At 38.9% G+C, this 25,060-nt stretch carries 23 protein-coding genes; 19 read left to right on the top strand and 4 right to left on the bottom strand.

What is annotated here, in order from left to right; all coding sequences use genetic code 11:
• The first annotated feature begins 72 nt into the window (after positions 1-72).
• The 13 genes from BMZ31_RS04240 (at position 73) to BMZ31_RS20530 (ending at position 14,025) form a co-directional block, all read left to right on the top strand.
• A complete protein-coding gene (locus BMZ31_RS04240; protein WP_090830460.1) occupies positions 73-2,244 on the top strand; it encodes a YhgE/Pip domain-containing protein in 2,172 nt (723 codons plus the stop codon).
• A gap of 362 nt (positions 2,245-2,606) precedes the next feature.
• Complete coding sequence (locus BMZ31_RS04235; protein ID WP_175477991.1) at positions 2,607-3,584, top strand: nuclease-related domain-containing protein; 978 nt, start codon at positions 2,607-2,609, stop codon at positions 3,582-3,584.
• A gap of 58 nt (positions 3,585-3,642) precedes the next feature.
• Entirely contained in the window at positions 3,643-4,377 is a 735-nt protein-coding gene (locus BMZ31_RS04230) for an MBL fold metallo-hydrolase (protein ID WP_090830458.1), read from the top strand.
• 18 nt (positions 4,378-4,395) lie between these two features.
• A complete protein-coding gene (locus BMZ31_RS04225; protein ID WP_090830457.1) occupies positions 4,396-5,385 on the top strand; it encodes a lipoate--protein ligase in 990 nt (329 codons plus the stop codon).
• A 470-nt stretch (positions 5,386-5,855) separates the two neighbouring features.
• Complete coding sequence (locus BMZ31_RS04220; RefSeq protein ID WP_090830456.1) at positions 5,856-7,406, top strand: fatty acid--CoA ligase family protein; 1,551 nt, start codon at positions 5,856-5,858, stop codon at positions 7,404-7,406.
• A 1-nt stretch (position 7,407) separates the two neighbouring features.
• A complete protein-coding gene (locus BMZ31_RS04215) occupies positions 7,408-8,184 on the top strand; it encodes an enoyl-CoA hydratase-related protein (RefSeq protein ID WP_090830455.1) in 777 nt (258 codons plus the stop codon).
• Positions 8,185-8,419: 235 nt separating this feature from the next.
• Positions 8,420-9,409 carry an ABC transporter substrate-binding protein gene (locus BMZ31_RS04210; RefSeq protein WP_090830454.1) on the top strand — a complete coding sequence of 330 codons (990 nt, stop codon included), beginning with the start codon at positions 8,420-8,422 and terminating at the stop codon, positions 9,407-9,409.
• A 33-nt stretch (positions 9,410-9,442) separates the two neighbouring features.
• Positions 9,443-10,453: an ABC transporter permease gene (locus tag BMZ31_RS04205; protein WP_090830453.1), complete on the top strand. Its 1,011-nt coding sequence runs from the start codon at positions 9,443-9,445 to the stop codon at positions 10,451-10,453.
• Positions 10,428-11,222, top strand: coding sequence for an ABC transporter ATP-binding protein (locus tag BMZ31_RS04200; protein WP_090830452.1), 795 nt, complete (start codon positions 10,428-10,430; stop codon positions 11,220-11,222). The genes BMZ31_RS04205 and BMZ31_RS04200 overlap by 26 nt, the downstream gene beginning before the upstream one ends.
• Before the next feature lie 142 nt (positions 11,223-11,364).
• Positions 11,365-12,078 carry an AzlC family ABC transporter permease gene (locus tag BMZ31_RS04195; RefSeq protein WP_254778577.1) on the top strand — a complete coding sequence of 238 codons (714 nt, stop codon included), beginning with the start codon at positions 11,365-11,367 and terminating at the stop codon, positions 12,076-12,078.
• Positions 12,068-12,373, top strand: coding sequence for an AzlD domain-containing protein (locus tag BMZ31_RS04190; RefSeq protein ID WP_090830450.1), 306 nt, complete (start codon positions 12,068-12,070; stop codon positions 12,371-12,373). The genes BMZ31_RS04195 and BMZ31_RS04190 overlap by 11 nt, the downstream gene beginning before the upstream one ends.
• A 154-nt stretch (positions 12,374-12,527) precedes the next feature.
• Complete coding sequence (locus BMZ31_RS04185) at positions 12,528-13,808, top strand: M48 family metallopeptidase (protein ID WP_090830449.1); 1,281 nt, start codon at positions 12,528-12,530, stop codon at positions 13,806-13,808.
• The gene (locus BMZ31_RS20530; protein ID WP_090830448.1) at positions 13,792-14,025 is read left to right on the top strand and encodes a hypothetical protein; all 234 of its coding nucleotides are present in this window, start codon (positions 13,792-13,794) and stop codon (positions 14,023-14,025) included. Before BMZ31_RS04185 ends, BMZ31_RS20530 begins: the two co-directional genes overlap by 17 nt.
• On the opposite strand, the gene BMZ31_RS04175 is transcribed toward BMZ31_RS20530, so the two are convergent.
• Positions 14,022-14,258 carry an IDEAL domain-containing protein gene (locus tag BMZ31_RS04175; protein ID WP_090830447.1) on the bottom strand — a complete coding sequence of 79 codons (237 nt, stop codon included), beginning with the start codon at positions 14,256-14,258 and terminating at the stop codon, positions 14,022-14,024. The two genes, BMZ31_RS20530 and BMZ31_RS04175, sit on opposite strands and share 4 nt — an antisense overlap.
• A 385-nt stretch (positions 14,259-14,643) precedes the next feature.
• On the opposite strand from BMZ31_RS04175, the gene BMZ31_RS04170 reads away from it, so the two are divergent.
• A complete protein-coding gene (locus tag BMZ31_RS04170) occupies positions 14,644-15,210 on the top strand; it encodes a competence protein ComK (RefSeq protein WP_090830446.1) in 567 nt (188 codons plus the stop codon).
• 140 nt (positions 15,211-15,350) lie between these two features.
• On the opposite strand, the gene BMZ31_RS04165 is transcribed toward BMZ31_RS04170, so the two are convergent.
• Positions 15,351-15,740: a YhjD family protein gene (locus BMZ31_RS04165; protein WP_090830445.1), complete on the bottom strand. Its 390-nt coding sequence runs from the start codon at positions 15,738-15,740 to the stop codon at positions 15,351-15,353.
• Positions 15,741-15,944: 204 nt separating this feature from the next.
• Here BMZ31_RS04165 and BMZ31_RS04160 point away from each other — a divergent pair, with 204 nt between their 5' ends.
• The 5 genes from BMZ31_RS04160 to fabG all read left to right on the top strand — a co-directional run bounded on the left by BMZ31_RS04160 (position 15,945) and on the right by fabG (position 21,142).
• Entirely contained in the window at positions 15,945-17,918 is a 1,974-nt protein-coding gene (locus BMZ31_RS04160; RefSeq protein WP_090830444.1) for a S9 family peptidase, read from the top strand.
• Positions 17,919-18,104: 186 nt separating this feature from the next.
• Complete coding sequence (locus tag BMZ31_RS04155) at positions 18,105-19,043, top strand: LCP family protein (RefSeq protein ID WP_090830443.1); 939 nt, start codon at positions 18,105-18,107, stop codon at positions 19,041-19,043.
• Positions 19,044-19,119: 76 nt separating this feature from the next.
• A complete protein-coding gene (locus BMZ31_RS04150) occupies positions 19,120-19,743 on the top strand; it encodes a TVP38/TMEM64 family protein (RefSeq protein ID WP_090830442.1) in 624 nt (207 codons plus the stop codon).
• Positions 19,744-19,761: 18 nt separating this feature from the next.
• A complete protein-coding gene (gene lepB, locus BMZ31_RS04145; RefSeq protein WP_090830441.1) occupies positions 19,762-20,316 on the top strand; it encodes a signal peptidase I in 555 nt (184 codons plus the stop codon).
• Between the two features lie 85 nt (positions 20,317-20,401).
• Positions 20,402-21,142, top strand: coding sequence for a 3-oxoacyl-ACP reductase FabG (fabG, locus tag BMZ31_RS04140; protein ID WP_090830440.1), 741 nt, complete (start codon positions 20,402-20,404; stop codon positions 21,140-21,142).
• Positions 21,143-21,571: 429 nt separating this feature from the next.
• Here fabG and BMZ31_RS04135 read toward each other — a convergent pair whose 3' ends face one another.
• Together BMZ31_RS04135 and BMZ31_RS04125 are read right to left on the bottom strand one after the other, a co-directional pair.
• Positions 21,572-22,834 carry an NAD(P)/FAD-dependent oxidoreductase gene (locus BMZ31_RS04135; RefSeq protein WP_090830439.1) on the bottom strand — a complete coding sequence of 421 codons (1,263 nt, stop codon included), beginning with the start codon at positions 22,832-22,834 and terminating at the stop codon, positions 21,572-21,574.
• 550 nt (positions 22,835-23,384) lie between these two features.
• Complete coding sequence (locus BMZ31_RS04125; protein ID WP_090830437.1) at positions 23,385-24,605, bottom strand: helix-turn-helix domain-containing protein; 1,221 nt, start codon at positions 24,603-24,605, stop codon at positions 23,385-23,387.
• Positions 24,606-25,060: the final 455 nt, after the last annotated feature.

Genomic DNA, 25,060 nt, shown 5'->3' with positions numbered 1-25,060 from the left:
ATAGTCCTTCATTTTAGGGATGGAATGACCAAGTGAACAAAATGGTCAAAATGTAAAGGGGAGGCATCACGATTGAAAAACATCTTGTTAAAAGAAGAATTGTTAGCAATCCTTCGCAATAAGAAATTATTGATACCGATTATTGCTGTCATGTTTATTCCGGTCCTGTATAGCGGTATGTTTCTATGGGCTTTCTGGGATCCCTATGACAAGCTTGACGAGCTGCCCGTTGCGGTTGTGAATGGGGACAGCGGTGCCGTGCTTGATGGTAAAGAAATTAAGCTAGGTGACGATTTAGTCGATAAACTAAAGGAAAGTAAGAATTTCAACTTTAAGTTTGTTGATAAAGAGGAAGGCTACGAAGATCTTGATCATCAAAAATACTATATGTTGATTGAGATTCCCGAAGATTTTTCTGAAAACGCAACAACATTATTGGACGAAAATCCAAAGAAATTAGATTTGGTTTACGTTCCAAATGAAGGGTATAACTTCCTTTCTTCCCAAATCGGAGGTACGGCAGTCGATCGTATTAAAGCATCACTGTCAGAAAAGATTACTGAAACTTATGCTGAAACCATGTTCGATAAAATCGGAGAAATGGCTGACGGAGTTACAAAAGCCAGCGAGGGTGCGAGCGACTTAAACGACGGTAGTGAAAAGTTGAAAACAGGTTCTCAGGATTTACGAGATGGATTGGCAACTTTAGCTGAAAAATCCATTCAGTTTAATAATGGGATGAAACAAGCTGATGTTGGTGTGGACCAATTGGCTGAAGGATCTGCCGAGCTGTCTGATGGTATTGGCAAACTGCAAGACGGTCAGCAACTGCTTGCAGATAAATTTGGGGAAATCCAAGGTGGCACAAATCAGTTAGCGGGTGGAGCTTCCCAAATTAAGCAAGGCTTGCAGCAAATTGAAACGAAGTTGCCTGTTGCGGTGGCGGGAACTACAGAGCTTGAGAATGGTGCCGGTCAGCTGACTGCTGGACTGGGACAAGTGAAAGATGGAGTAGGCGGAATTAACGAAGGTGCTCAGAACTTAACTAAGGGATTAGAAGAATTTCGTTCAAAAGGAATTAATCTTACTCCTGATCAGCAAAAAGCACTAGACCAACTGATTGCAGGAAGCCAAGCAATAGCAACAGGTTCTTCTGAACTTTCCGCAGCTACTGGTCAATTGTCTGCAGGCGCAACAAAGTTGCATTCTGGCTTAGGTGCCTTGAAACAAGGACAGCTTGAGTTAAGTAATGGTATTGGTCAGTTGTCTAAAGGAAGCGTTCAGTTGAGCGATGGCTTAGGAAAATTGTTTACAGGCGAAGCAGCCTATGCGACTGGACTGCAGAAATTTGGTGCAGGTCTTGATGATGCAGGGGCTGGATCAGTGAAACTTGCCCAAGGTGCATCCAAGCTTTCAGGTGGTATGACTCAATTATCTGATGGTTCAGTTGCGATGACAGATGGAGTCGGAAAACTGGCTGATGGGTCAGAACAGTTGTCTGAAGGTACGGTTAAATTGTCAGATGGATCTAAGGAACTTGCAGACAAACTTGCTGACGGAGCTAAAGAAGCTTCAAAAGTTGATGCTGATGAAAAGACTTTTAACATGATGGCCGATCCCGTAAAAGTAGATAATGAGAAGATTAACAAAGTACCAAACTACGGTACAGGGTTCGCTCCATACTTCTTATCATTAGGTCTGTTCGTCGGGGCATTGTTGCTATCTATCGTGTTTCCATTGCGCGAACCAGCTGTAACTCCTGCAAATGGGTTTAGTTGGTTTGCGAGCAAATTTGCGATATTAGCAGGTATCGGTGTCATTCAAGCACTTCTTGCAGACGCTATTTTACTTGGTTTGTTAGGGTTAGAGGTACAAAATTTACCTTTATTCCTATTGTTCTCAATAGTGACGAGTTTGACGTTTATTGCGCTAGTACAGTTCTTAGTTACGATGATTGGAGATCCAGGACGTTTCATTGCAATCATCATCTTGATATTGCAGTTAACGACGAGTGCAGGAACATTCCCGCTTGAACTTGTGCCAGATTTCTTACAAGGTTTCAATGCGGTTCTGCCAATGACGTATTCTGTTCACGGCTTTAAAGCGGTAATCTCAAGTGGGGATTTCAGCTTCATGGGTGAGAATATGTTGATTCTATTCATCTTCATGCTTTCATTTGCAGTTGGAACATTGGCATACTTCAGCTTCAAGCATAAGCGTCAATTTGAAACAATTGCTAAATAAGATTGTTAGCGAAACCCAGCCGGCTTTCATGCCCGGTTGGGTTTTTATTTGAATTGGAGAGAAAGAGGTAGAAACGTGTCTGAAAAATGGCAGGCGCGAGTAGAATCCAAATTTGCGCGAGTAAATGTCTGATTCCCGCAAGTAAACTGCACTTTTACACAAGTAAACCGTACATTTGCACAAGTAAAATTTTTTGCTGAACTTCCTACGCTCTCTTCATCGTGTAAAAATATACTAAATATAACTTTTTGAACTTTCGAATCCATTATAATATGTCATTTTTTCGAACTGTTACATATGAAGAAGGTAATTCGATTAGTACTTTTGAATCTTTAATAAAAGTAAAGAAGGGATGTGTCAAAATGATAGTAAAATCGAGAGGAGTTCCTCAAATCATTCAAGTACTAAAAGCTTTACTGCCTCGCTTGGATAAAAATCATCCAAAACGAAATCAACTTCAACAACAATTAGATAGGAGACTTGCGGGATTGAGAGGGGAAGAGTCTTTAGATTATTATTTGGGGTATTTGGACGAACAAAAATATTTCATCCTTCACGACCTGCGCCTCGCAAACGGACCTCATTTCTTTCAAATCGATACTCTTCTCCTAACCACCCAATTTGCAGTCATCTTAGAAGTCAAAAATATTGCCGGGAAAATTATATTTGATTTAGAAGCAGAACAGTTGATTAGGACGCTTGATAATGAACAACAAGGTTTCCACGATCCTCTTAGTCAATTAGAATTTCAGCTTTCACAGTTGAAAAAGTGGTTAACCGAAAAGAAGTGCCCAGCCTTACCACTAGAAGGGTTTGTAGTAATCAGTAGTGATAGGACGATTTATAGCGTATCAAATCAGGATAAAGAAGCTTACCGAAAAATCTGCCATGCTTATGCTATTTTAAAGAGGCTTATAAGACTTGAAAAATTTCATAATAATGAAGTCATGACTTTGAAGGAAGTTCAAAGAATGTATAAGTTGCTAGTCAAACACCATCAGCCATTAACAATTAATGTGCAAAAACACTTAGGTGTCTCAACCGCGGAAATTCGAACAGGAGTTCAATGCCCCGAGTGTGAATTTTTACCAATGCATTATGGTTATGGGTATTGGCACTGTGAAATTTGTCATCATAAAACTAAAAATGCCCATCTAAATGTTCTCAAAGACTATTCCCTTCTCATCACTTCCACGATTACTAACTCAGAATTCCGTCGATTTCTCCACGTTCCAACCCTACATATGGCAAACCATAAACTTCGCTCACTACAATTACCCTACATAGGAGAAGGAAAGCAACGAAAATATGATATTACACATATTAAGCATCCCGATTAGATGAAATCCTCCCAAATATTGAGTATATTAAGGATAGAAGAAATAGAGGAGGTCCAATATGAAACTTACGATTATCGGTTTCTGGGGTGGTTATCCTAAAGCAAATGGTGCGAGTTCAGGTTATTTACTTGAGCACGATGGGTTTCAACTCTTAATTGACTGCGGAAGCGGTGTACTCGCAAAGCTGCAGAACAAGGTACAGCCGGAAGAGATTGATGCAATGATTGTTTCACATTATCATCCCGATCATATTGCTGATATTGGTGTCATTCAACATGCAAGGCTCATTCAAGGGTTCCTTGGGAAAAAAATGACGACATTACCGATATACGCGCATGCGGAAAATCAAACAGAATTTGCAAAGCTTACATATAAAGACATCACAAAAGGAATGGCCTATCAACCGAATGAACCACTCACCGTTGGACCATTTACGATTACTTTTGTCAAAACGATTCATCCTGCCCCGTGCTATGCAATGAGAATCGAAGCAGGTGGGAAGGCAATCGTTTATACGGCTGATAGCGCGTATCAAGATGCTTTTGTTCCTTTTTCAGAGAAAGCGGACTTGCTGCTTTGTGAATGCAACTTCTATGCGGGTCAGAATGCCAGCAATGCAGGACATATGACAAGTACAGATGCAGGAATGCTTGCTCAAAAAGCGGGAGTCAAACAGTTGATATTGACTCATCTTCCTCAATTCGGTAATCTCGAAAACCTCGTTACTGAAGCGGCCGCAGAATATAAAGGTTTCATCAGTCTTGCAGAAGAATTCATGGAAATTACTTTGTAAATATAGGAGTGTTCTTGCATGTTATTTATTGATAATAAGGGAATCACAGATCCACGCATTAACCTGGCGATTGAGGAATACTGTCTGAAAAACCTTGATATAAACGAAACGTATTTACTTTTTTACATAAATGAACCATCTATTATCATAGGTAAGAATCAAAACTCCATTGAAGAAATAAACACAGAGTATGTAGAAAGCAATGGAATTCACGTGGTTCGAAGATTGTCCGGTGGAGGTGCGGTTTATCATGACCTCGGCAATCTTAACTTTAGCTTCATCACGAAGGATGACGGCGAAAGCTTTCATAATTTCCGAAAATTTACGGAGCCTGTAATTGAGGCTTTGAAAAAACTGGGCGTGAATGCAGAGCTAAGCGGAAGAAATGACATTCTTGCGGAAGGTCGGAAGATTTCTGGGAACGCGCAGTTTTCTACGAAGGGAAGAATGTTTAGTCATGGGACACTATTGTTTGATTCTGAAATCGAACATGTTGTTTCGGCTCTTAATGTGAAAAAAGATAAGATTGAATCAAAAGGGATCAAATCCATTCGCAGCCGCGTGGCAAATATTTCAGAGTTTCTTTCTGATAAGATCACCATTGAGGAATTCCGTACGTTGTTGTTAAAAAACATCTTCGAAGGGTCAGAAGAAATTCCTGAGTATGTCCTTACGGAAGAGGATTGGGAGAAAATCCATGCACTTTCAAAAGAACGTTATCAAAACTGGGATTGGAATTATGGGAAATCTCCTAAATTCAATTTACAGCACTCTCACCGTTTCCCAGTAGGGCAAATTGATGTTCGACTTGAAGTGAATAAGGGGACAGTCGAAAATTGCAAGATTTACGGTGACTTCTTTGGTGTTGGCGATGTAACGGAAATTGAAGATAAACTGACAGGTATCCGGTATGAGAAAGCTTCTATCGATGCAGCCCTAGAGGATGCAAATATCCCTCATTATTTTGGTAATATTACAAAAGAAGATTTTCTAAACTTGATTTATTAATAACTAGAGGACAGCGTCTATCAATCAGACGCTGTTTTTTTATCATGGTCTAGGAAATTACAAAATAAATTAATGTGGATAACTTTCTACGATTTTCTAATAATCCAGCTCGAGCGCCCAGCCCCTCGGGGTTGTTTCCTAAAGCCGAAACAACCTTGGTCATAAGCCAAATCACTTCAGAAATCAGGACAAGGAACGCTTCGGCAGCATCATCATCGCACGAAGAAAAGGCGATAGCCTTTTCGAGGATGAACTGCGTGATTCGTCTTATGCCTGTCGGGGCTTAACAGGGCGCTTGCGCCTTTTGTTCTTAGGCTGCTTTCTCTTGTTCCAATAACAACAAAGTTTACGAAAAGAGCTTAATCAAAAATGAAAACGCTTGAATACGAAAATTTCTTTCAATATAATATATTTAGAATATTTTTTATAATTAGTGAATGAGTATTCATTCAGCGAAAGGGGAGAAATAGATGAATTTATCGTTTCAGCTTCATGAAACGGCGAAAAGACTTCCAACGAAAACTGCTTATCATTTTTTAAAACAATCAAGTACATATGCCGAGTTGGATGGCGCCGTTACCAAATTTGCTTCAGGTCTTGAAAAATTAGGATTGCAAAAAGGCGACCATGTCGCATTGCTTTTGGGGAATTCTCCGCATTTTGTGATTAGCTTGTATGGGGCGATGCGTTTAGGGGTAACCGTCATTCCAATCAATCCAATTTATACACCAGATGAAATCGGCTATATTTTAAACAACGGAGATGTTAAAGCGGTTATCATGCTAGATATGCTTCTACCGTTAGCAGAAAAGATGCATCACCTTTTACCAAAGGTAGAAAATTTCATCGTCTGTGAGACTGGACAGGCTCCTTCCAACCTTGAAGAATCTAGCGTATCCTCAAAATTGAAATCGTTTACAAGTGTGGTTGGGTCGGGTGAATTGAGCTTCCAAGGACCGGAATTGAATGAGGAAGATACTGCGATCATTCTTTACACTTCTGGTACGACTGGAAAACCGAAAGGCGCAATGCTATCACATAAAAATCTGTATAGCAATGCAAGTGACGTCGGCGAATATTTACGTATGAATGAAAGTGACCGTGTCATTACGGCATTGCCAATGTTCCATGTTTTCTGCTTGACGGTGGCTTTGAATGCACCGCTTATTACTGGGGCGACCATATTGATTGTGCCAAAGTTCAGCCCAGCAGAGGTTTTCAAACTAGCGAAAGAACATGAGGCAACAGTATTTGCTGGCGTTCCAACCATGTACAATTTCCTTTTCCAATATCCAGAAGGCAACCCGGAGGACCTAAAGTCCTTAAGATTATGTATTTCAGGCGGAGCATCACTTCCAGTTGCACTCCTAAAGAATTTTGAACAAAAATTCAATGTGATGGTTTCTGAAGGGTACGGTCTGTCAGAAGCATCGCCAGTGACATGCTTCAATCCGCTTGACCGCCCGCGTAAGGCAGGCTCAATCGGGACGTCCATCATTCATGTAGAGAATAAGATTGTAAACGAACTAGGGGAAGAGGTAGCGGTAGGTGAAGTCGGTGAACTAGTTGTTCGCGGACCTAATGTCATGAAGGGGTACTATAAACTTCCTGAAGAAACGGCTGCAACACTTCGCGATGGCTGGCTATATACAGGAGATTTAGCTAAAGTCGATGAGGAAGGCTATTTTTACATTGTCGACCGTAAAAAAGACATGATTATTGTCGGAGGGTACAATGTATATCCGCGTGAAGTGGAAGAAGTATTGTACAGTCACCCTGATGTAGTCGAAGTTGCGGTGCTAGGAGTTCCGGATCCGAATTTCGGAGAAGCGGTTAGAAGCTACGTGGTAAGTAAAAATCCTGACATAACAGAAGCAGTGCTTTTGGCTTTCTGTGCAGAACATCTGGCAAAATACAAACTTCCGTCTTCCATTGATTTTATAGAAGAACTTCCAAAGAATACGACCGGAAAAATCTTAAGACGCGCTTTGAAAGCCAAAGTGATGGAATCGGTGAAATAACATGGCAGCGATAAAATATGAAGTCACCAATCATTTAGCCATTGTTACGATTGACCGTCCAGATGCAATGAATGCATTTAATTATGATACTTTAGTAGAGTTGCAAAATACAGTTGAGAAGATTCGTATCGACAAAGAGGTTCGCGTTGTTCTATTCACTGGTGCAGGCGATAGAGCATTCAGTGTTGGAGCAGACCTAAAGGAACGTAAGAATCTTTCTGATGAAGATGTAAAACGCAATATTTATAAAATAAATGACGTTTTCAACAGTATCGATCAGCTTCCACAACCGACCATTGCCGTCATCAATGGATATGCATTTGGAGGCGGCATGGAGTTGGCGTTGGCTTGCGATTTTCGCATAGCAACTGCTGGAACCCTCATGGGACTCACTGAAACAAGTCTTGCGATTATTCCTGGAGCAGGTGGTACGCAAAGGTTACCTAGATTAGTAGGACAAGCTAAGGCACTTGAACTCATCTTGACTGCTCGACGATTAACATCTGATGAGGCAATGGAATACGGACTGCTTACTAAAGTAGTTGAGCCTTCCATGTTAATGGAGTCAAGTATGGAATTTGCCAATCTTATGCTTGCCAATGGTCCTGTTGCTCTTCAACAAGCTAAATATGCCATCAAACAAGGGATGAATGCCGATTTAATGACAGGACTTCAGATTGAACGTAAAGCGTATGAAGTCACGATTCCTACTGAAGATCGAATGGAAGCATTAAAAGCTTTCAGTGAAAAAAGAAAAGCTAACTTTATAGGGAAATAGATTAGGCATGGCCATTATGGTCATGTTTTTCTTTTTTTTAAAAGGATGAAGTGTCACTGTGTCGGCAGTTTGATTATCTCTTTAACCTCGCCAGCAATGCAAACCTCTCAGTTAAGTCTCAAAAAATATTTTCTTAAAATTATAAAAACTTCTTGCGTTCGGAGTTGGAGCGTGATTATAATTTAGTACATAAAAGCGTTTAAGTAAAAGAGTGAAACGCGAGGGGGAAATAGAAATGAGAAAAAGTCTGAAGGTCTTGGCAATGGCTGGAATCATGAGTTCAATGCTTTTAAGCGGTTGTGGAAGTGAAGGTGCAAATGGATCGGAAAAAGGTGAGAAAGATACATATAAGATTGGTGTTACCCAAATTGTCGAGCATCCATCTTTAGATGCCGCTTTAACAGGATTCCAAAAAGCCTTAAAGGAAGAAGGCTTGAAGGTTGAATACGATGTCCAGATTGCCCAAGGCGATCAAAACAACAATCAATCGATTGCTAACAACTTTGCCGGAGATAAGGTAGACCTTATCTTTGCAAACTCTACACCAAGTGCGTTGTCAGCTTTAAATGCTACGAAGGAAATTCCGATTGTTTTTACTTCGGTTACGGATCCGCTCGGCGCGGGACTTGTGAAATCAATGGAATCGCCAGGAGCTAATATTACAGGAACAACAGATACACATCCAGATGCGATTCCAAACATGGTGAAGTTTATGGATGAGCACATGAAAGGAAAAAGCGTCGGCGTGATTTATAATGCAGGTGAACAGAATTCTGTTTCACAAATTGATTTGGTCAAGAAAGCTTTAAAAGGAACCGATTTGAAGTTAGTAGAAACGACGGTTTCAGCATCATCAGAGGTGAAACAGGCGGCTGAATCGCTTGTTGGGAAAGCTGACATGATTTACATCATCACAGATAATACTGTTGTTTCTGCGCTTGAATCGGTTGTACAAGTTGCGGAGGATCAAGACATCCCATTGTTTGTTGGGGAACTTGATTCAGTCAATCGTGGTGGGTTTGCAGCTTACGGTTTCGATTATGCTGACATTGGCTATGAAGCAGGGCAGATGGCTGCCAAAATTTTGAAAGGCGAAAAGAAAGCTAAAGAACTGCCTGTCCAATATCCTCAAAAATTAAAACTATTAATCAATAAAAAGGCTGCAGAAAAAATGAACGTCGACATAAAAGAAGAGTGGAAAACGGAAGCGGAATTTTTGGAATAACAACTTGTTTAAGACTAGAAGGAGGATTGCTTCATGTCACTTGCGGTATTCAGTTCATTTGAAGCCGGTGCCATCTATGCATTGATGGCACTCGGCGTTTATTTATCTTTTCGGATTTTGGATTTTCCTGATTTGACTGTGGATGGAAGCTTTGTCACCGGTGCTTCCATTGCGGCCATTATGATTGTAAACGGCTTTGATCCATTCTTGGCGACTGCACTGGCTTTATTGGCAGGATTTACAGCAGGGGCTTTAACGGGACTGCTCCATACAAAAGGGAATATCAACCCATTACTTGCAGGAATTTTAATGATGATCGCCCTGTATTCTATCAATCTACGAATCATGGGCAAATCAAATGTCCCACTTTTAAATGAAGAGACGGTCATGACTAAACTTACAAACTGGTGGCAGGGGCTTGGACTCGATTCTATGCTTTCATCGCTGCCATTTGTTCCGAAAACGTGGGCTATACTTACGGTTATGACCCTCCTCGCTTTAGCAGTTAAAAAGCTGCTGGATCTATTCTTAAAAACGGACATTGGCCTGGCGCTACGGGCAACAGGTGACAATGAACCGATGATCAGGAGTTTTTCAGGGAATACAGACACTCTGAAAATCGTTGGTTTAGGGATATCAAATGCACTCGTTGCTTTTTCGGGAGCATTGGTTGCTCAATATAATGGCTTTAGTGATGCAGGCATGGGGATTGGCATTATCATCATTGGACTTGCCTCAGTAATTATCGGTGAAGCAGTCTTTGGTGTGAAAAGTATTGCAAGAGCGACGCTAGCTGTAATTGGTGGTTCGATTCTTTACAAGTTAATTGTTACTTTGGCACTACGTGTCGAATTTCTTGAAACGAGCGATATGAAATTGATTACAGCCTTAATTGTAATTGGAGCTCTTGTTATTCCAAAAATCATTTCTCAGCGTCGTTTAAAAGCAGGGAAGAAAAAACGACTATCTATGCTTAAACAAAATATGGGCCAATCAATGGCCAAGAGTGGTGAACAGCTTGTTGCAGCTAAATCAGATTTTTAAAGTATTCAATGAAGGAACACTGGATGAGAAGGCTGCGCTGCAGCAAATCAACTTACATTTGGCAGAGGGCGATTTTGTTACGGTCATTGGAAGTAATGGAGCAGGGAAGTCGACATTAATGAACATGGTGTCTGGTAAGCTGACTCCTGATCATGGTGAGGTACGAATTGCTGCCACTGATGTGACTTACATGAAAGAACATGTGCGATCTAAATACATCGGGCGAGTTTTTCAGGACCCGATGGCTGGGACAGCACCGACAATGACAATTGAAGAAAATTTGGCTATCGCATTTGCGCGTTCCAAGAAGCGGTCTTTAAGAATCGGCGTTACAAGAAAACGGAAAGAGTTTTTTAAAGAAACGTTGGCTACACTTCACCTCGGTCTGGAGAATCGCTTGCAGGCAAAAGCAGGTTTGCTTTCCGGCGGAGAGCGACAAGCATTATCCCTTTTAATGGCTACTTTTACCGAACCAAAGATTCTTTTGCTAGATGAACATACGGCTGCCCTAGACCCTGCCCGAGCAGAACTCATTACGAACCTCACAGAAAAGATTGTACAAGAGTACGGATTGACGACTTTAATGGTTACTCATAATATGGAGCAGGCATTAAGACTTGGCAATCGATTGGTGATGATGGATAAAGGTCAGATTATTTTTGAAGCAGCAGGTGCCGAAAAGCAAGGATTGACTGTAGAAAAACTGTTGCAGGAATTTCAGCGAATTCGCGGTGAAAGTCTTAATAGTGACAGATCCGTCCTCGTTTAAAAAAACACATGTCAAAAACATGTGTTTTTTCCTTTGAATTACGATTAGCAGAGTATAAGATGTTCTAACATAACCTATGAATCATGTATAATAGGAAAATATTGAATAGAGTGATTATTTATTTGAGGGGTGAGACATCATTTTGCATACGTATTCTTCTTTTAAGCAAGGTGTACAGGCAGGACTTAGTATCGCCATCGGTTATTTTCCCATCGCTTTAACTTTCGGTCTATTAGCAAAAACGACGGGTCTTACCATTAGTGAAACGGTATTAATGAGTTTGCTCGTTTTTGCCGGTGCATCTCAATATATTTCATTGAGCTTGATAACAATGGGGACAGGTCTTATTGAAATCATTTTAACGACGTTCATTGTGAATATTCGTCACTTCTTAATGTCCACTTCCTTGAATGAAAAAATGGAAGATGATGAGCGGATTTTTCCTAAACTGTTTTACTCTTTCGGAATTACAGATGAAACCTTCTCCGTTGCAGCCACTAAGGATGGTACGGTATCGGCCGCCTATTTATTCGGTGTTATCTCTGTTTCGTATTCAAGTTGGGTGCTGAACTCAGGTCTTGGCCACTTAGTTGGAGCCAATCTCCCAAAGATACTTCAGGAAAGCATGAGCGTTGCCTTGTATGCAATGTTCGTCGGTCTTTTAGTTCCCTCCATGAAAAAAGCAGCAAAAGTCATATTCTTAGCCGTACTGGCCGCATGCTTTAACTCTATTTTTACTATTACAGGAATCCTTGAACCAGGCTGGGCAATTGTATCGGCAACCTTATTGTCTGCGGTCCTAGTAGAAGCCATTGAGACAGTCAAAAGGCAAAGGAGGCTAGACCATGAAAGCTGAGATTATTTGGATGATTTTAGGTATGGCGGTCGTTACCTATTTGCCAAGGATGCTTCCGTTTGTACTATTTAAGGGTGTAGAACTTCCTCCCTTTTTTCAAGGAGTGCTAAAAAATGTTCCGTACACCACGCTTGGCGCTTTAATCTTTCCAGGCATATTATTTATACAAGAAGATATTTGGTTTGGATTGGTTGGAGCTGCGGCTGCCTTCTTGGCTGCTTTTCTCGGAGCAAACGTCATTTTTGTCGTGTTGGGCTCGATCGCCGTTCTAACCATCTATTCAACAATTATGTAAAGCGTTTTAACCGTTCTAGGAGGAACGGTTTTTTTTTCTGTAAGGAAGAATGATATGATGAAGTTGTTCTTGTCTTCTCAATAAAACAAGTTCTATTTGAGCTTATCGTAACTAAACTAAATATAGAGAGGTAGTACAAAAAGGGGGACAGCTTATGGCGAGAAAGATGGGTGTATATGCCGTATTGGCATACGTACTATATGGATTATTTTATTATTGGTATTTATTCTATTTTGCTGATACCAGTTTGCCGTTCGAATATCAAGGTTCTAGTGCGGATCCAGCAACTTTTTTGAATGGTAGGGAGCTTGTACTGAGTGAAGAATATTCTAAAACACGTAACTTATTGTTTTTCTTAGCAACTCCTCTTGAGTGGCTGATCTATTTTTTAATTTTGCTATTAGGATTATCTAAAGCTTTTAAACGGTGGGCTGACGAATCAGCTAAATATAAGATATTGCAGACGCCGATCTATTTGATATGGCTATCGGTCGTCGCTTATGTGGCTACATTTCCGCTCAGCTATATAAGCTACTCTCTAGCTAAAACCTATAATATTTCTACTCAAACGTTTACTTCCTTTATGAAGGATGAGTTGATCGATTTTTGGGTTAATTACGGAACGATGTTAATCGTTGTATCTGTACTATATTGGCTCATGAATAAGAGTGCAAAGCGCTGGTGGCTGTATGCTTGGTTCCTGTCGATACCATTTACCTTATTTATGATGTTCCTTCAGCCAGTTGTAATTGACCCGTTGTACAATGATTTTTACCCATTGAAAAATAAAGAACTAGAAACCAAAATTCTTAAACTTGCCAGTGAAGCCAAAATTCCTGCAGAGCATGTATTCGAAGTGAATATGGCTGAAAAAACCAATGCTTTAAATGCCTATGTAACTGGTATTGGTTCCAATTCACGTATTGTTCTCTGGGATACAACACTGAATCGCTTATCTGACGATCAAATCCTTTTCATAATGGCCCATGAAATGGCCCATTATGTTGAAAAACATCTTTACTTCGGTATTGCAGGTTATTTACTCCTTTCCTTGCTCGGATTGTACTTAACATACAGGTTGATGAACTGGTCGATTAGGCGTTGGGGGAATGAATTAAAGGTGACGGAAATGAAGGATATCAGAAGCTTGCCTTTATTTTTCATGATTTTGTCGATACTTATGTTTGTGTCAAGTCCATTCTCAAATTTTGTTTCTCGCTATCAAGAAATGCGTGCAGATCGATATGCCATTCATATGACTGAAAATAGTGAAGCTGCTATTACGTCATTCCAGGAATTGAGCCGTTCTGGTTTGAGCCAAGTCAATCCTCCATTGCTTGTGAAGTTATTCCGCTATGGACATCCGACCATGCTGGAGAGGATCAGTATGATTGAGGAATTTCAATTAAAGAATCGCAATGAAAAAGAAGAATAAACAGAAACAGGGAGACAGTGGAAAGATTCCATTGTCTCCCTGTTATGTTGTGGTCAAGGGAATGATAAGTCAGCTCATTTTTCAGCTTCAGAAGTTTGTGTCTTTTGTCAAAAAACAATCCCCCACCATAAAGGTTTGGGGATTTGCGTTAGAAGGGCTCTTGGGGGAGAAATCGGATTTTAACGAAGTTAACGGTGAAGTTCCAACGCTTTCCTAGGTTCCAAATCGTTTTGTGAGTTGAGCATACTGCTTTGACAGCCGCATAAATGCTGGTTTGTCTTTTCGGTCAATCGCTTCATCAATCTGCTTTTGAAGTTTTTCTTTTTCAGATGTCAAAAGAACTTCTGTTAACAACATCTCGATGTACAGGTTCTGAACAAAGGCTTCTTTTAATTCCTTCTTTTTCATGGCACTAATTTTCATCAATTCCGTATAGGATTTTTCCTTCATGAAAATCACCCCTGAAGCTTTTTTATAGTATATGGGGAATCAAGGTGATTATCAACGAATTTTTATAATTTTCTGATAAATATTTTTTAGCGATTGATATTATGAATATTTTCGTAACATTTCCTTCAATTTCAAAATGTTTCAAAGTTAAATGATATGATTTATGAGTATAGGCTGTTTTCGCATTGATTGTTGTTTTTCGGATGAAACTCTCATCCCGCATTCTTTTTGGCTTCGGGGCTCATTTCGAGAAGTTCCTAAACCAAGAACTCATAAAAAAACGTAAAAATCCAGAAGCCGATTTTTACTTTTGTATGTGAAAGCAACAAAGTTTACGAAAAGAGCCTAAGTATAAAAAGCAAAGCATTTTGAGGAGTTGAGAAGGATGGGTCATACATCCATAGAAGAATATGAAATCAATCCGTTTACGATGTTTATCAGGCCGGTAACTTACGGTAGTAAGATTTATTCGGAAATAGTAGAAGTCCAGGATGAATTTTTGTCTCCTTTTAAACCGCTTGATATTATCGAAAATAGCTGTGAGTACTTTGGTGCGACTTTTAAAGGTAAAAAAGAGGGGAGTACTCTGCTTACAGGTGTTACTCATAAAGTTCCGATTGTCATTGACTCCATGAATCATCTTTATTTTTTTCCAACTACATCACCCAATCGCCCCGATTGCATATGGATTGCCCACGACCATGTGATTAGTCACCAGCGGCATAATCCTACTGAAACACTTGTTGTCTTTCAAAATAAAAAGTCTTACATATTCCCAATTTCATACAACTCCTTTGAAAACCAGTTGATGCGTACTGCTTTTTTACGCACCAAAATGCTTCAGCGTATTGATATGCTTGAGCGAAAATCGTTTTATCTTATGAATCGAAATCACAAAATGGAAGCTTCGGAGCGCCAAGACCATTACATGCATAGTCCGAGAAAAAGCTAAGGAATATTTACATACTTTTTTTAGTGAGAGCCTATATTTTCGCATGAGAGTGAGTTCTATACTGATTACCTTTAGTCATGGGTTTCCAGTATTGAATATTCACTCTTTTTTTGCCCGCAAGATGATGGAGTGAAGGAATATCAAAAAGCTTCTGTCTTATTTCGATTTCCAGATAAATGTCTTTGGATGAAATAATAATCCATGAGTTCCTGAACCTTATTTCTTATTCGTGGATTAAAGTAATTGTGATGCTCTTCATATCCTTTGTATAAGAATAAAAACATCGTAAAAGCATCATCCCTTTTAGTTTGCATGACTTGCAACTTGTTCGTTCGCATGTACTTCTTTGCTTCAGACAACTCTCGTTGAATTACTTTCATCGTTTCCTCAATCAAGTCTAGATACGGTTTCTTCAGTTTGAAAGGACTGTTGTTAATAACCATAAGATCCTTGTGGAGTACAGTTAAGACCATTGGCAAGTAAATGGCCTGTTCCATAATATTACGGTCATGTTCAGGGATTCTTGTCATCACAATCAACTCCTTGAATCAATATGATTTTTTGTTTCAGAAAAAAGAATCTCCTCTTATTATAAGAACATTTGTTCGTTTTTATGATACAAAAAATAAATATAAAAGGCAATATCACTTACGAAGTTTCTTTGAAAGAAGGATATAATATTTCTATTGTCGAAATAAAGGGGCAACGATCAATAAAAAGGTGGAATTTCAGCGATGCAAAAACGTGGAATAAGAGCAGAAGACTTATACAAATTAAACTCCGTAACAGACCCGAGGATTTCACCTGACGGGAATAGCTGTGTGTTTGTAGAAACGATGATGAATAAGGAGAGTCAAAAATATTATTCCCACTTAAAATGGATTCCATTACATAAAAAGGACGAACCAGTACAATGGACATTTGGAGAATCAAAGAATCATTCTCCACGGTGGTCTCCTGATGGTCAAAAGATTGTTTTTATTTCAAATAGAAATGGTAAAAATCAATTGTTCGTCTTAAACGTCAATGGAGGAGAAGCGAAACAAATTACCTCTTTGCCGCGTGGTGCAAGCAATCCGGTATGGTCCCCAGACGGGAAAAGGATTGCTTTCTCAACATCGTTGAGAGGGGATACAAGGATTGAAAATGCTGATCAAGAAGAGAAAACAACGATCACACCTCTCGAAGTTGAGGAAATGAAATATAAATCTGATGCGGAAGGATTTTGGAACGGAGATTATAAACAAATAGCCGTTCTTGAAATAGAGACGGGCAAAGTGGAGCAACTAACTACTGGAGAAACAGATCATCAATTGTTTTGTTGGTCGCCAGATGGAAAATATCTAGCCATCGGGGCAGACCAAAATGTGAATAAGGATGATTCGTTCTTGCAGGACGTCTTCATGCTTGATGTTTTAGAAAAAAGCCTAACCAAAATAACGGAAGGTTCAGGATACTTTGGCAATGTAACATGGTCACCAAACGGTAAATACCTTGGATTGATTGGCCATGAAAGTGAGTTCAAAAATGCAACTTTGCCAAAGGCGTGGATTTATCATCTTGAATCAAAGTCAATGAATTGTCTCACCGATAGTTGGGATGTGGCTGTTGGTGACATGATGATCAGTGACTTTCAATATGGTGCGGTGAATCCTGGAATCCTATGGACAGCCGATAGTGAAAGCTTTTATTTTCTTGCCTCAGATTATGGAAGTACAGCTGTCTACTATGGAAATCTGAATGGTGAGATTTACCCTGCCCTTTTAGATCAACAGCATGCCTACGGACTTTCAATAGATGGTTTTGATAAGGCGGTTATTGCAATCAGTTCAACAATCGAAACGGGAGATTTGTATGAACTGACGGTAACTGAAGGGAAATTAGAGCGCTTAACGAATGTGAATGAAAACTTTTTAGATGAAATTCAACTTTCGGAAGCTGAGTCTTTTTATTTTACCGGAGAGAACGGGTTGAATATTCAAGGTTGGCTGATGAAACCAGTGGGATTTGAGGAAGGGAAAAAGTATCCTCTTATTTTGGAAATCCACGGTGGTCCTCATATGATGTATGGGAATACGTACATGCACGAATTTCAAAAGCTCGCCGCAAATGGATATGCAATCGTTTTTGTAAATCCTAGAGGCAGTCATGGATACGGACAAGAATTCGTTGATGCAGTCAGAGGTGATTATGGAGGCAACGACTATGGGGATCTCATGAGCGCTGTTGATTATGTCCTTGAAACATATGATTTCGTTGATGAAAACCGTCTCGGAGTCACGGGTGGGAGCTATGGTGGATTTATGACCAATTGGATTGTGGGACATACGAATCGCTTTAAAGCAGCCGTGACACAGCGTTCGATTTCTAATTGGATCAGCTTTTATGGTGTAAGCGATATTGGTTATTATTTCACTGAATGGCAAATGAAAACGGATATGAGTGACATTGAAACATTGTGGAAGCATTCGCCGTTGGCCTATGTAAAGAATGTAGAAACACCTTTGCTCATCCTCCATAGTGAAAAAGATTATCGTTGTCCTATCGAACAAGCCGAGCAATTGTTTATTGCTTTGAAGAGACTTGGAAAACAGACGAAATTCGTTCGTTTCCCCGGAGAGAACCATGAACTGTCGAGAAGCGGACACCCCAGTCTTCGGATAGACCGTCTTAATCATATTGTTTGTTGGTTTAATCAATATTTATAATAAACCATAAAAACCGCATTCCGACTAGGTTTGCGGTTTTTTCCTGCAAAAAAAAGTGGATTTTGGTGAAAGTTTTTTATAGAAGAAAAAAGGGTAGGGGAAAATGATAGGGAATAAGAAACTTATTAGCTAAAAAAACAGTCCAATATAGTAAGGGTCATAAATAAATGGAATGGATGGATTTGTATGAGACAAGAAAGACATCAGCAAAAGAAAAGAAGTATCTGGCGTAAGGTCCTGTTATTGCTCTTTTTAATGGCAGCAGCATTATTTGCTTTCGTTTATTGGCAATATCAACAAGGAGTATCAAAATCGGTTGAACGCTCCGAAAAACCTCCAGTACAACAAGAGGTATATGAATTTGAAGGAAAAAAAGATCAATTTGGTTTAACAAACATTCTATTACTGGGAAGTGACGCTAGAGGAAAAGAAAAGTCGCGTGCAGATACTATTATGATTGCACACTATAATGAAGATAAAGGCACCTTTAAGCTAACGTCCATCATGAGGGATACGTATGTTGATATTCCCGGACATGACAAAAATAAAATCAATGCAGCCTTCGCACTAGGCGGTCCAGAACTTATGAGACAAACAATCAAGGAAAACTTTGATATTGAACTTCAGTATTACGCTATTTTGGATTTCGAAGGATTTGTTCAATTAATTGATGAAGCATTTCCAGACGGCGTTGAAGTAAATGTGGAAAAAGAAATGTCAGAGAATATCGGAGTAACCCTTAAACCAGGTATTCAAAAACTGGATGGAAAACATCTATTAGGCTACGTCCGTTTTCGTCATGATGCAATAGGGGACTTTGGTCGTGTAAACCGCCAACAACAGGTTGTGAAAGACGTTGGCAGTCAGCTTGCCAGCATTGAAACGATTCCGAAACTGCCAAAATTGGTCGGTGTTGTATCGCCCTATGTGAATACGAATGTAGATACAACCGATGCATTATTCATGATAAAAGATTTTCTCTCAAAGGACCGGGGTACGCTTGAGACCTTCCGAATTCCTGTGGAAGGAACTTTTGAAGACCAAAAAATTAGTGGTGTTGGAGCAGTCCTAAGAATAGACATCGAAAAAAATACAGAGGCTTTGCATCAATTTTTACAGCAATAGTGTTTTCACTCCTGTTATCGTGTGTAAAATAGTAACAGGAGTACATAGAAGAAGTTTATCTTAGAGGGGTTTGCATATGGATTTAGAAACACTGAGGGCATGGTTCACGATGGATAATATCATGGATCTCATCCGTGAATATCGCTCGTTTGGACCATTGCCCGGGATACTTTTACCTATGCTTGAAGCCTTTCTGCCATTTTTGCCATTGTTCTTATTCGTCATGGCAAACGCTAGTGCTTTTGGGCTTTGGCTTGGTTTTTTATATTCGTGGATTGGTGCATGTACAGGTGCGCTATTAATTTTTTTAATCGTCAGAAAGTATGGCCAGAAAAAGATATTGTCTTTTTTACAGAAGCATCCACAAGTTCGGAAATCCATGAATTGGATAGAACGCCATGGGTTTGGCCCTATATTTTTGCTGCTTTGTTTTCCATTCACACCTTCCGCCGTTGTAAACATCGTCGCAGGGCTTTCAAAAGTAAGCATTGCCCAATATATGTTGGCGGTCATCACAGGGAAGATGGTCATGATTTTTACGATAAGCTTTGTCGGCTATGATCTGCAGGCATTAGTGACGAAACCGCTTCGTACGGCAATCGTGGTACTGGTGATTTTTATTCTTTGGTATGTTGGGAAAAGAATTGAAGTAAGATTAAATATGGGGACAGAGATAAAGGATGATATAACAAAACAATAATAATCGGGAGAGTGAAGAATGAAAGAGAAATGGAAAAAAGAAGGGGTCGAGTGGTTTAAAGCTTTTGCCATTGGAATGATCATCTTTGTCTTTATTCGTACATTTTTCGTCTCTAATTATGTTGTGGAAGGAGAGTCGATGATGCCGACTCTCCAAGATGGAAATAAACTGGTTGTCAATAAGTTAGGTTACGAGATAAGTGATTTGCATCGTTTTGACGTAATTGTGTTTCATGCCAACAAAGAAGAAGATTTCGTAAAGCGCATCATTGGATTACCCGGGGATAAAATCGAATACAAGGATGATGTATTATTCATCAACGGGAAAAAGTATGAAGAGCCATTCTTGGACGTATATCGTGAAAAAGCGTTGGATGGAAAGTTAACAGGGAATTTTACTTTAGAGGAGATTACAGGTGAGAAAGTTGTCCCAAAAGGGAAATTATTCGTTCTCGGGGATAATAGGCTAGAAAGCTGGGACGGTCGGCATTTTGGTTTTATCTCAGCTGACCAAGTTGTAGGAAAAGTAAATTTACGTTATTGGCCATTTAATGAAGTCGACGTAGAATTTTAAGAACTTGATCACTATCAAGTTCTTTTTTTCGTATGTTATGGTAAAATAATTAGAAAATTAAGAATAAATTACGGGGGATTTTTTTATGAGATTAGAAAATAAAGTAGCCGTCATCACTGGTGGGGCAAATGGAATCGGATATGCGGCAGCAGGGATATTTGCAAGGGAAGGTGCACTCGTTGCATTGGCAGATTACGATGCCAAGACAGGGGAATTACGTCTGGAAGAATTGAAAAAGAAGGGCTATGACGCCTCTTTTTTTCAGGTCAACGTGACGGATCGAGCTAGTGTCGATGGAATGGTGAAATCCGTGCTGGACAAGTATGGGAAAATAGATATTTTAGTTAATAATGCAGGAATAACGAAAGATGCAATGCTGGCAAAATTAACGCCGGAAGATTTTCAGAGTGTTGTTGATGTGAACTTAATGGGAGTATTCCATTGTGCTCAGGCAATATTGCCAGTTATGGCTGGCCAAGGTAAAGGGAAAATCATTAATACGTCTTCGGTAACGGGCGTTTACGGGAATGTTGGACAAACGAATTATGCGGCTACTAAAGCGGGCGTCATTGGTATGACAAAAACTTGGGCAAAAGAACTTGGACGTAAGGGGATAAATGTAAATGCTGTTGCCCCAGGATTTATTGAGACAGGAATGACAGCAGGCATTCCTGAAAAGGTACTTGGGCAGATGCAGCTGATGGTGCCACTAGGACGCTTAGGCAAGCCAGAAGATGTGGCTAACGCTTATTTATTCCTCGCTTCTGATGAATCAGATTACGTGAATGGCACTGTCATTCATGTGGACGGCGGCATCATGATGTAGGTGAATGTACAAAAGACCAAAAAGCCTGTTGGGGCTATTTGGTCTTTTTATTTGGACTTATCTTGGTTTGCTTTTCTTTTTCTTTCTCGGCTCGATAACGCGCACACGCCGTCTTTAAACAATCACCTTTGACGTGCTCACCGTATTGTTTTCTGAAAATCTCCAAACAATAGCATTTCTGCTGCATTTGCTTAGCTCCCTGAGTGTTCAAAATCATTGTATTTGGTATCTATTGTAGTACCGGTTGGGAGAAATGTGTGTCGGAATTTGTCGTCATATCGATATATGAGGAAATCGTATTGATATATGAAGAATTCGTATCGATAAACTGTGAAATCATATTGATATATTCCAAATCCATATCGATATATTGATAAATCGCGTCGATAAATTAGACTGACTGCAATTCAAGAGAATCATCTATAAGTCCTAACCATAGAGTGGCAGGTTCAGGTCATGCTTTTGCTTTTGAAAAATCCTTTTTCTTGATGAGCGGGTGAGTGAAACGATATCGGCGCCATCGTTTGGACGCTTTAAGATCAAATCTCTTAATATATGAGAGCCGAGCATACTGTAAACTGTGCCATTTCCTCCATATCCTAATAAATAAAAGAGGCGCTTTTTCCCAGGATGAACTCCAATAAAGGGTAGGTTATCAAGAGATTCCCCAAAACTGGCACCCCACGCATGGGCAATTTTTATAGGAAGCATAGGAAATAGCTTTTCTACTTCCTGTTTTAACCTTTGAGCGCGGTTATGAATCCAGTCTTCGTTTTCAGGCGGGAAAGAGATATTCTCGTCTAAGCCACCAGCAATGATTCGTCCATCAGCTGTGGTACGTAAATATAGATATGGTCGTTTCGTCTCCCAAATAAGAGCTTGATCTATCCATTCGGATAAATCGGGTATCGGTTCAGTAGCGATGGCATAAGAACGGTTAATATCTGAAGGGAGAGCATTCAAAATTGGTAATGGTTCATAACCAGTTGCAAAAATGACATTCGAAGCTCGCAAATTACCTAAGGAAGTCTCAACTGTGACATGTTCACTCTGCTCTTTTACTTTTAAAACCTCTGTTTCCTCGAACAAATGAACACCTTTCTTTTGTAAAAAGGTGAGGATTCCCCGGATAAACTTAAGAGGATTAACCTCTGCATCCCCATAAGTAACGAGTGCTCCAGGCTTTGAAAAGGGTAGATGGTTGGTCATTTCTTTATTTGTCCAATAGTCTGTAGGAAAACCATTTTTTTTGAGAGCGTAGAATTCCTTCCTTAATTTATCGACATCCTCTTCCATGCTGGCATAGTAAATACTTTTCCTGCGAATAAAATCACTCTCAAAAGGTAAAGACTGAGCCACTGCTGCTAGTTGATCCATCGCCGTTTGACACAGCTTATAGAAACGAACCGCTTTATCTTCTCCGATTTGTTTGCTCAGTTCATGAAGCATAATATCATTAGAAAATTGTAATAGACCTGTATTGGCAGCCGAACTTCCCATGCCCATCTTCCCTTTATCAATAATGGCAACCTTTAAGCCTTCTTGAATGAGAGCATAAGCACTCAAAGCCCCTGCCATTCCTCCACCAATAATAACTATGTCATATTTATTTGCTTTTTCCGATTGTTCAACCATCCAGTCTTTTGGTTGAAGTGTATTTGGCCAATACAAACTTCCGTTATGCAGTTTCATAGATATGCCCTCATTTCAATATAGTCCGTTATCGATAGAAATGATGTACTATACCCGGATGAGGAAGTGAAAAAACTAGTAAGTATTTTTAGGAGAAAAAAAAGGGGATATATCCTGTAAGGATGAGGATGTAAGACAGTGTTTTTGGTTAAAAAGCCTATAGAGAGTTAGCTTTTTATTTTTGATTTTTTAATAATCACTTTTCTGCGTAATCTTAGCAAGTGCTTCTTTTTTAAAGGCGGCTCAAACACATTTTGGTTTACAGCAATCAATGTCCCAATAGTAATCGGCATTTCTTTAATGTAGGCACTTTGCTTGCATAAAACCGTCCCGAAAGGTTGTAAATGTAATGTTAATTTTCAAGTAGCCATTATTTTAATTGCATCAAAAATCGCTGGTAGACTAAGTGTGAGATTAGGACAGCCTTCGGTTCTAGGGAAACTCCTAATTGGAATTATATTGAGTACTTTTCAAACTAATAGAGTTGAGACCTATTTGCAATATTTAGTTAAAAAAAGGCATAACTCTAATTGTGGCATGCCTTTTCTATTTAATGATTAATCAATACATTGGCTATTTTTAAGGCTTTACCAGTTTGTTTTTTGTTAAAATAATAATTAAACAATTCTTTTTTGGAACGTTTAATTAAATAAACAAAGCCAAATTTTTTAAACAAAGGTAATGAATAATCAGATAAGTATTGATGGTATTCCTGTTCTTTATTTTGAATTAAATAACCAAGTAAAGTAAATAAGTTTATATATAATTGTTCATTTTTCTTTAGAGCTTTTTCTAGTCCTTCATTTGTCAGTTGTAATAATTCATATGTTGGAAGTAAACTCCCATAATATGCACTTCTTATATAGCCTTCTAAAGAAAGTAAGTAAGGGCTTGAATCATTATTTTTAAGACTCATTGACTCTTTATAGTATTTATTCGCTGGGGCATAATTTTTTCTTCTAAAGTATTCAAAGGCTAAATTGTGTAATACCCTTGCCTTACGAACAGGTGAATTACAAAGTTCACAGCTTTTGATTAAGCTTTCAAACCTCTGGATGGTCTCTTTAAAATCTCCATCATCTTTTACTTGAATCGCCATAAGCATTTCTGCATCAATCACTCTGAGATAGTTATTAATTTCTTTAAAAAATTGACGCGATTTATCTGCAAAAAAATAAGCCATAACAGGTGATTCGTTTAAATGATACGCGACTGCTAAATGATAGGAATATTCTTTGTTATAGTAATCTGTATCATTTATTGACTTTAATGCTTGAATTGCTTTGAGATTTTCATGTTTCGCTAAATAGAATACTCCTAAAACGTGTTTGAATAGATTAGCTTCGTAGGATGATAACTTATGTTCTTCCTTTTGGATTTCATCGATGATGACTGATGCTTCATCAGTCAAATTATGCATTAATAAATACCTAACCCGAAGTATTTTGTAAAGATTGATATAATCAGAGATTTGAATTAACTCTTCTTGCTCTAGTTCATGATTTATAAGATCCATTTCTTCAAATAATTGCATGACAATCACATCATGCCAATGATTTAAACGCTTTTTTATATTCTTTAGTTTTATTATTTCATTTTCGATATTAATTTCTAGTCGCTCGGATAAAAGAGTGACAATTTCAGGTGCATATTCAGTTTGTAAACGCTCTATTTTACTAATATGTGTTCCAGAACAAATCCCTTTTCCTAATTGCTCTTGAGTCATTTGGTATTTTTCGCGATAAAACTTTATGATTTTCCCCTCATACATATTGAAATTCTCCTTTTAGAAAAATTCTATTTTGATAGTTTTGAGTAAAGGAAACCAAGATTCCCCCAAGTACAAAAATGATTTTTTCAATATAGTTCCAAAATTATCATTTTCTAGCAATCATACTACTTAACTTTTTGCAAAAAAACGTTTAATTCTTCAAAGTTTGACAATATTCTACAAGGGCTCCGTCAAATCGTATAGTCAAATTAGGAAAACTCGTAGAATAATTCCCCCAATTTACCGACAATAAAAGCTCAAGTACAATATGAATTAATAGAGTTGTCTAATTATTCACACTCTTATTTTACACTATCTTTCTTTAGGGAGGAAAGCGATGCTCATAGGAATATGTAACCATTTTATTAAGGAAAACCTGCTAGATTTATTATTTTTAGAAAATAATAGGTTTAAAATTTGTAGCTAAAATTAAATTAGCAGAAGGAGCATCGATT

The sequence above is a fragment of the Bacillus sp. cl95 genome (assembly GCF_900115925.1).
In the GTDB taxonomy this organism is placed as follows: domain Bacteria; phylum Bacillota; class Bacilli; order Bacillales; family Cytobacillaceae; genus Neobacillus_A.
The sequence above is the reverse complement of the archived record's forward strand: the minus strand, read 5'-3'. Positions and strand labels throughout refer to the sequence as shown.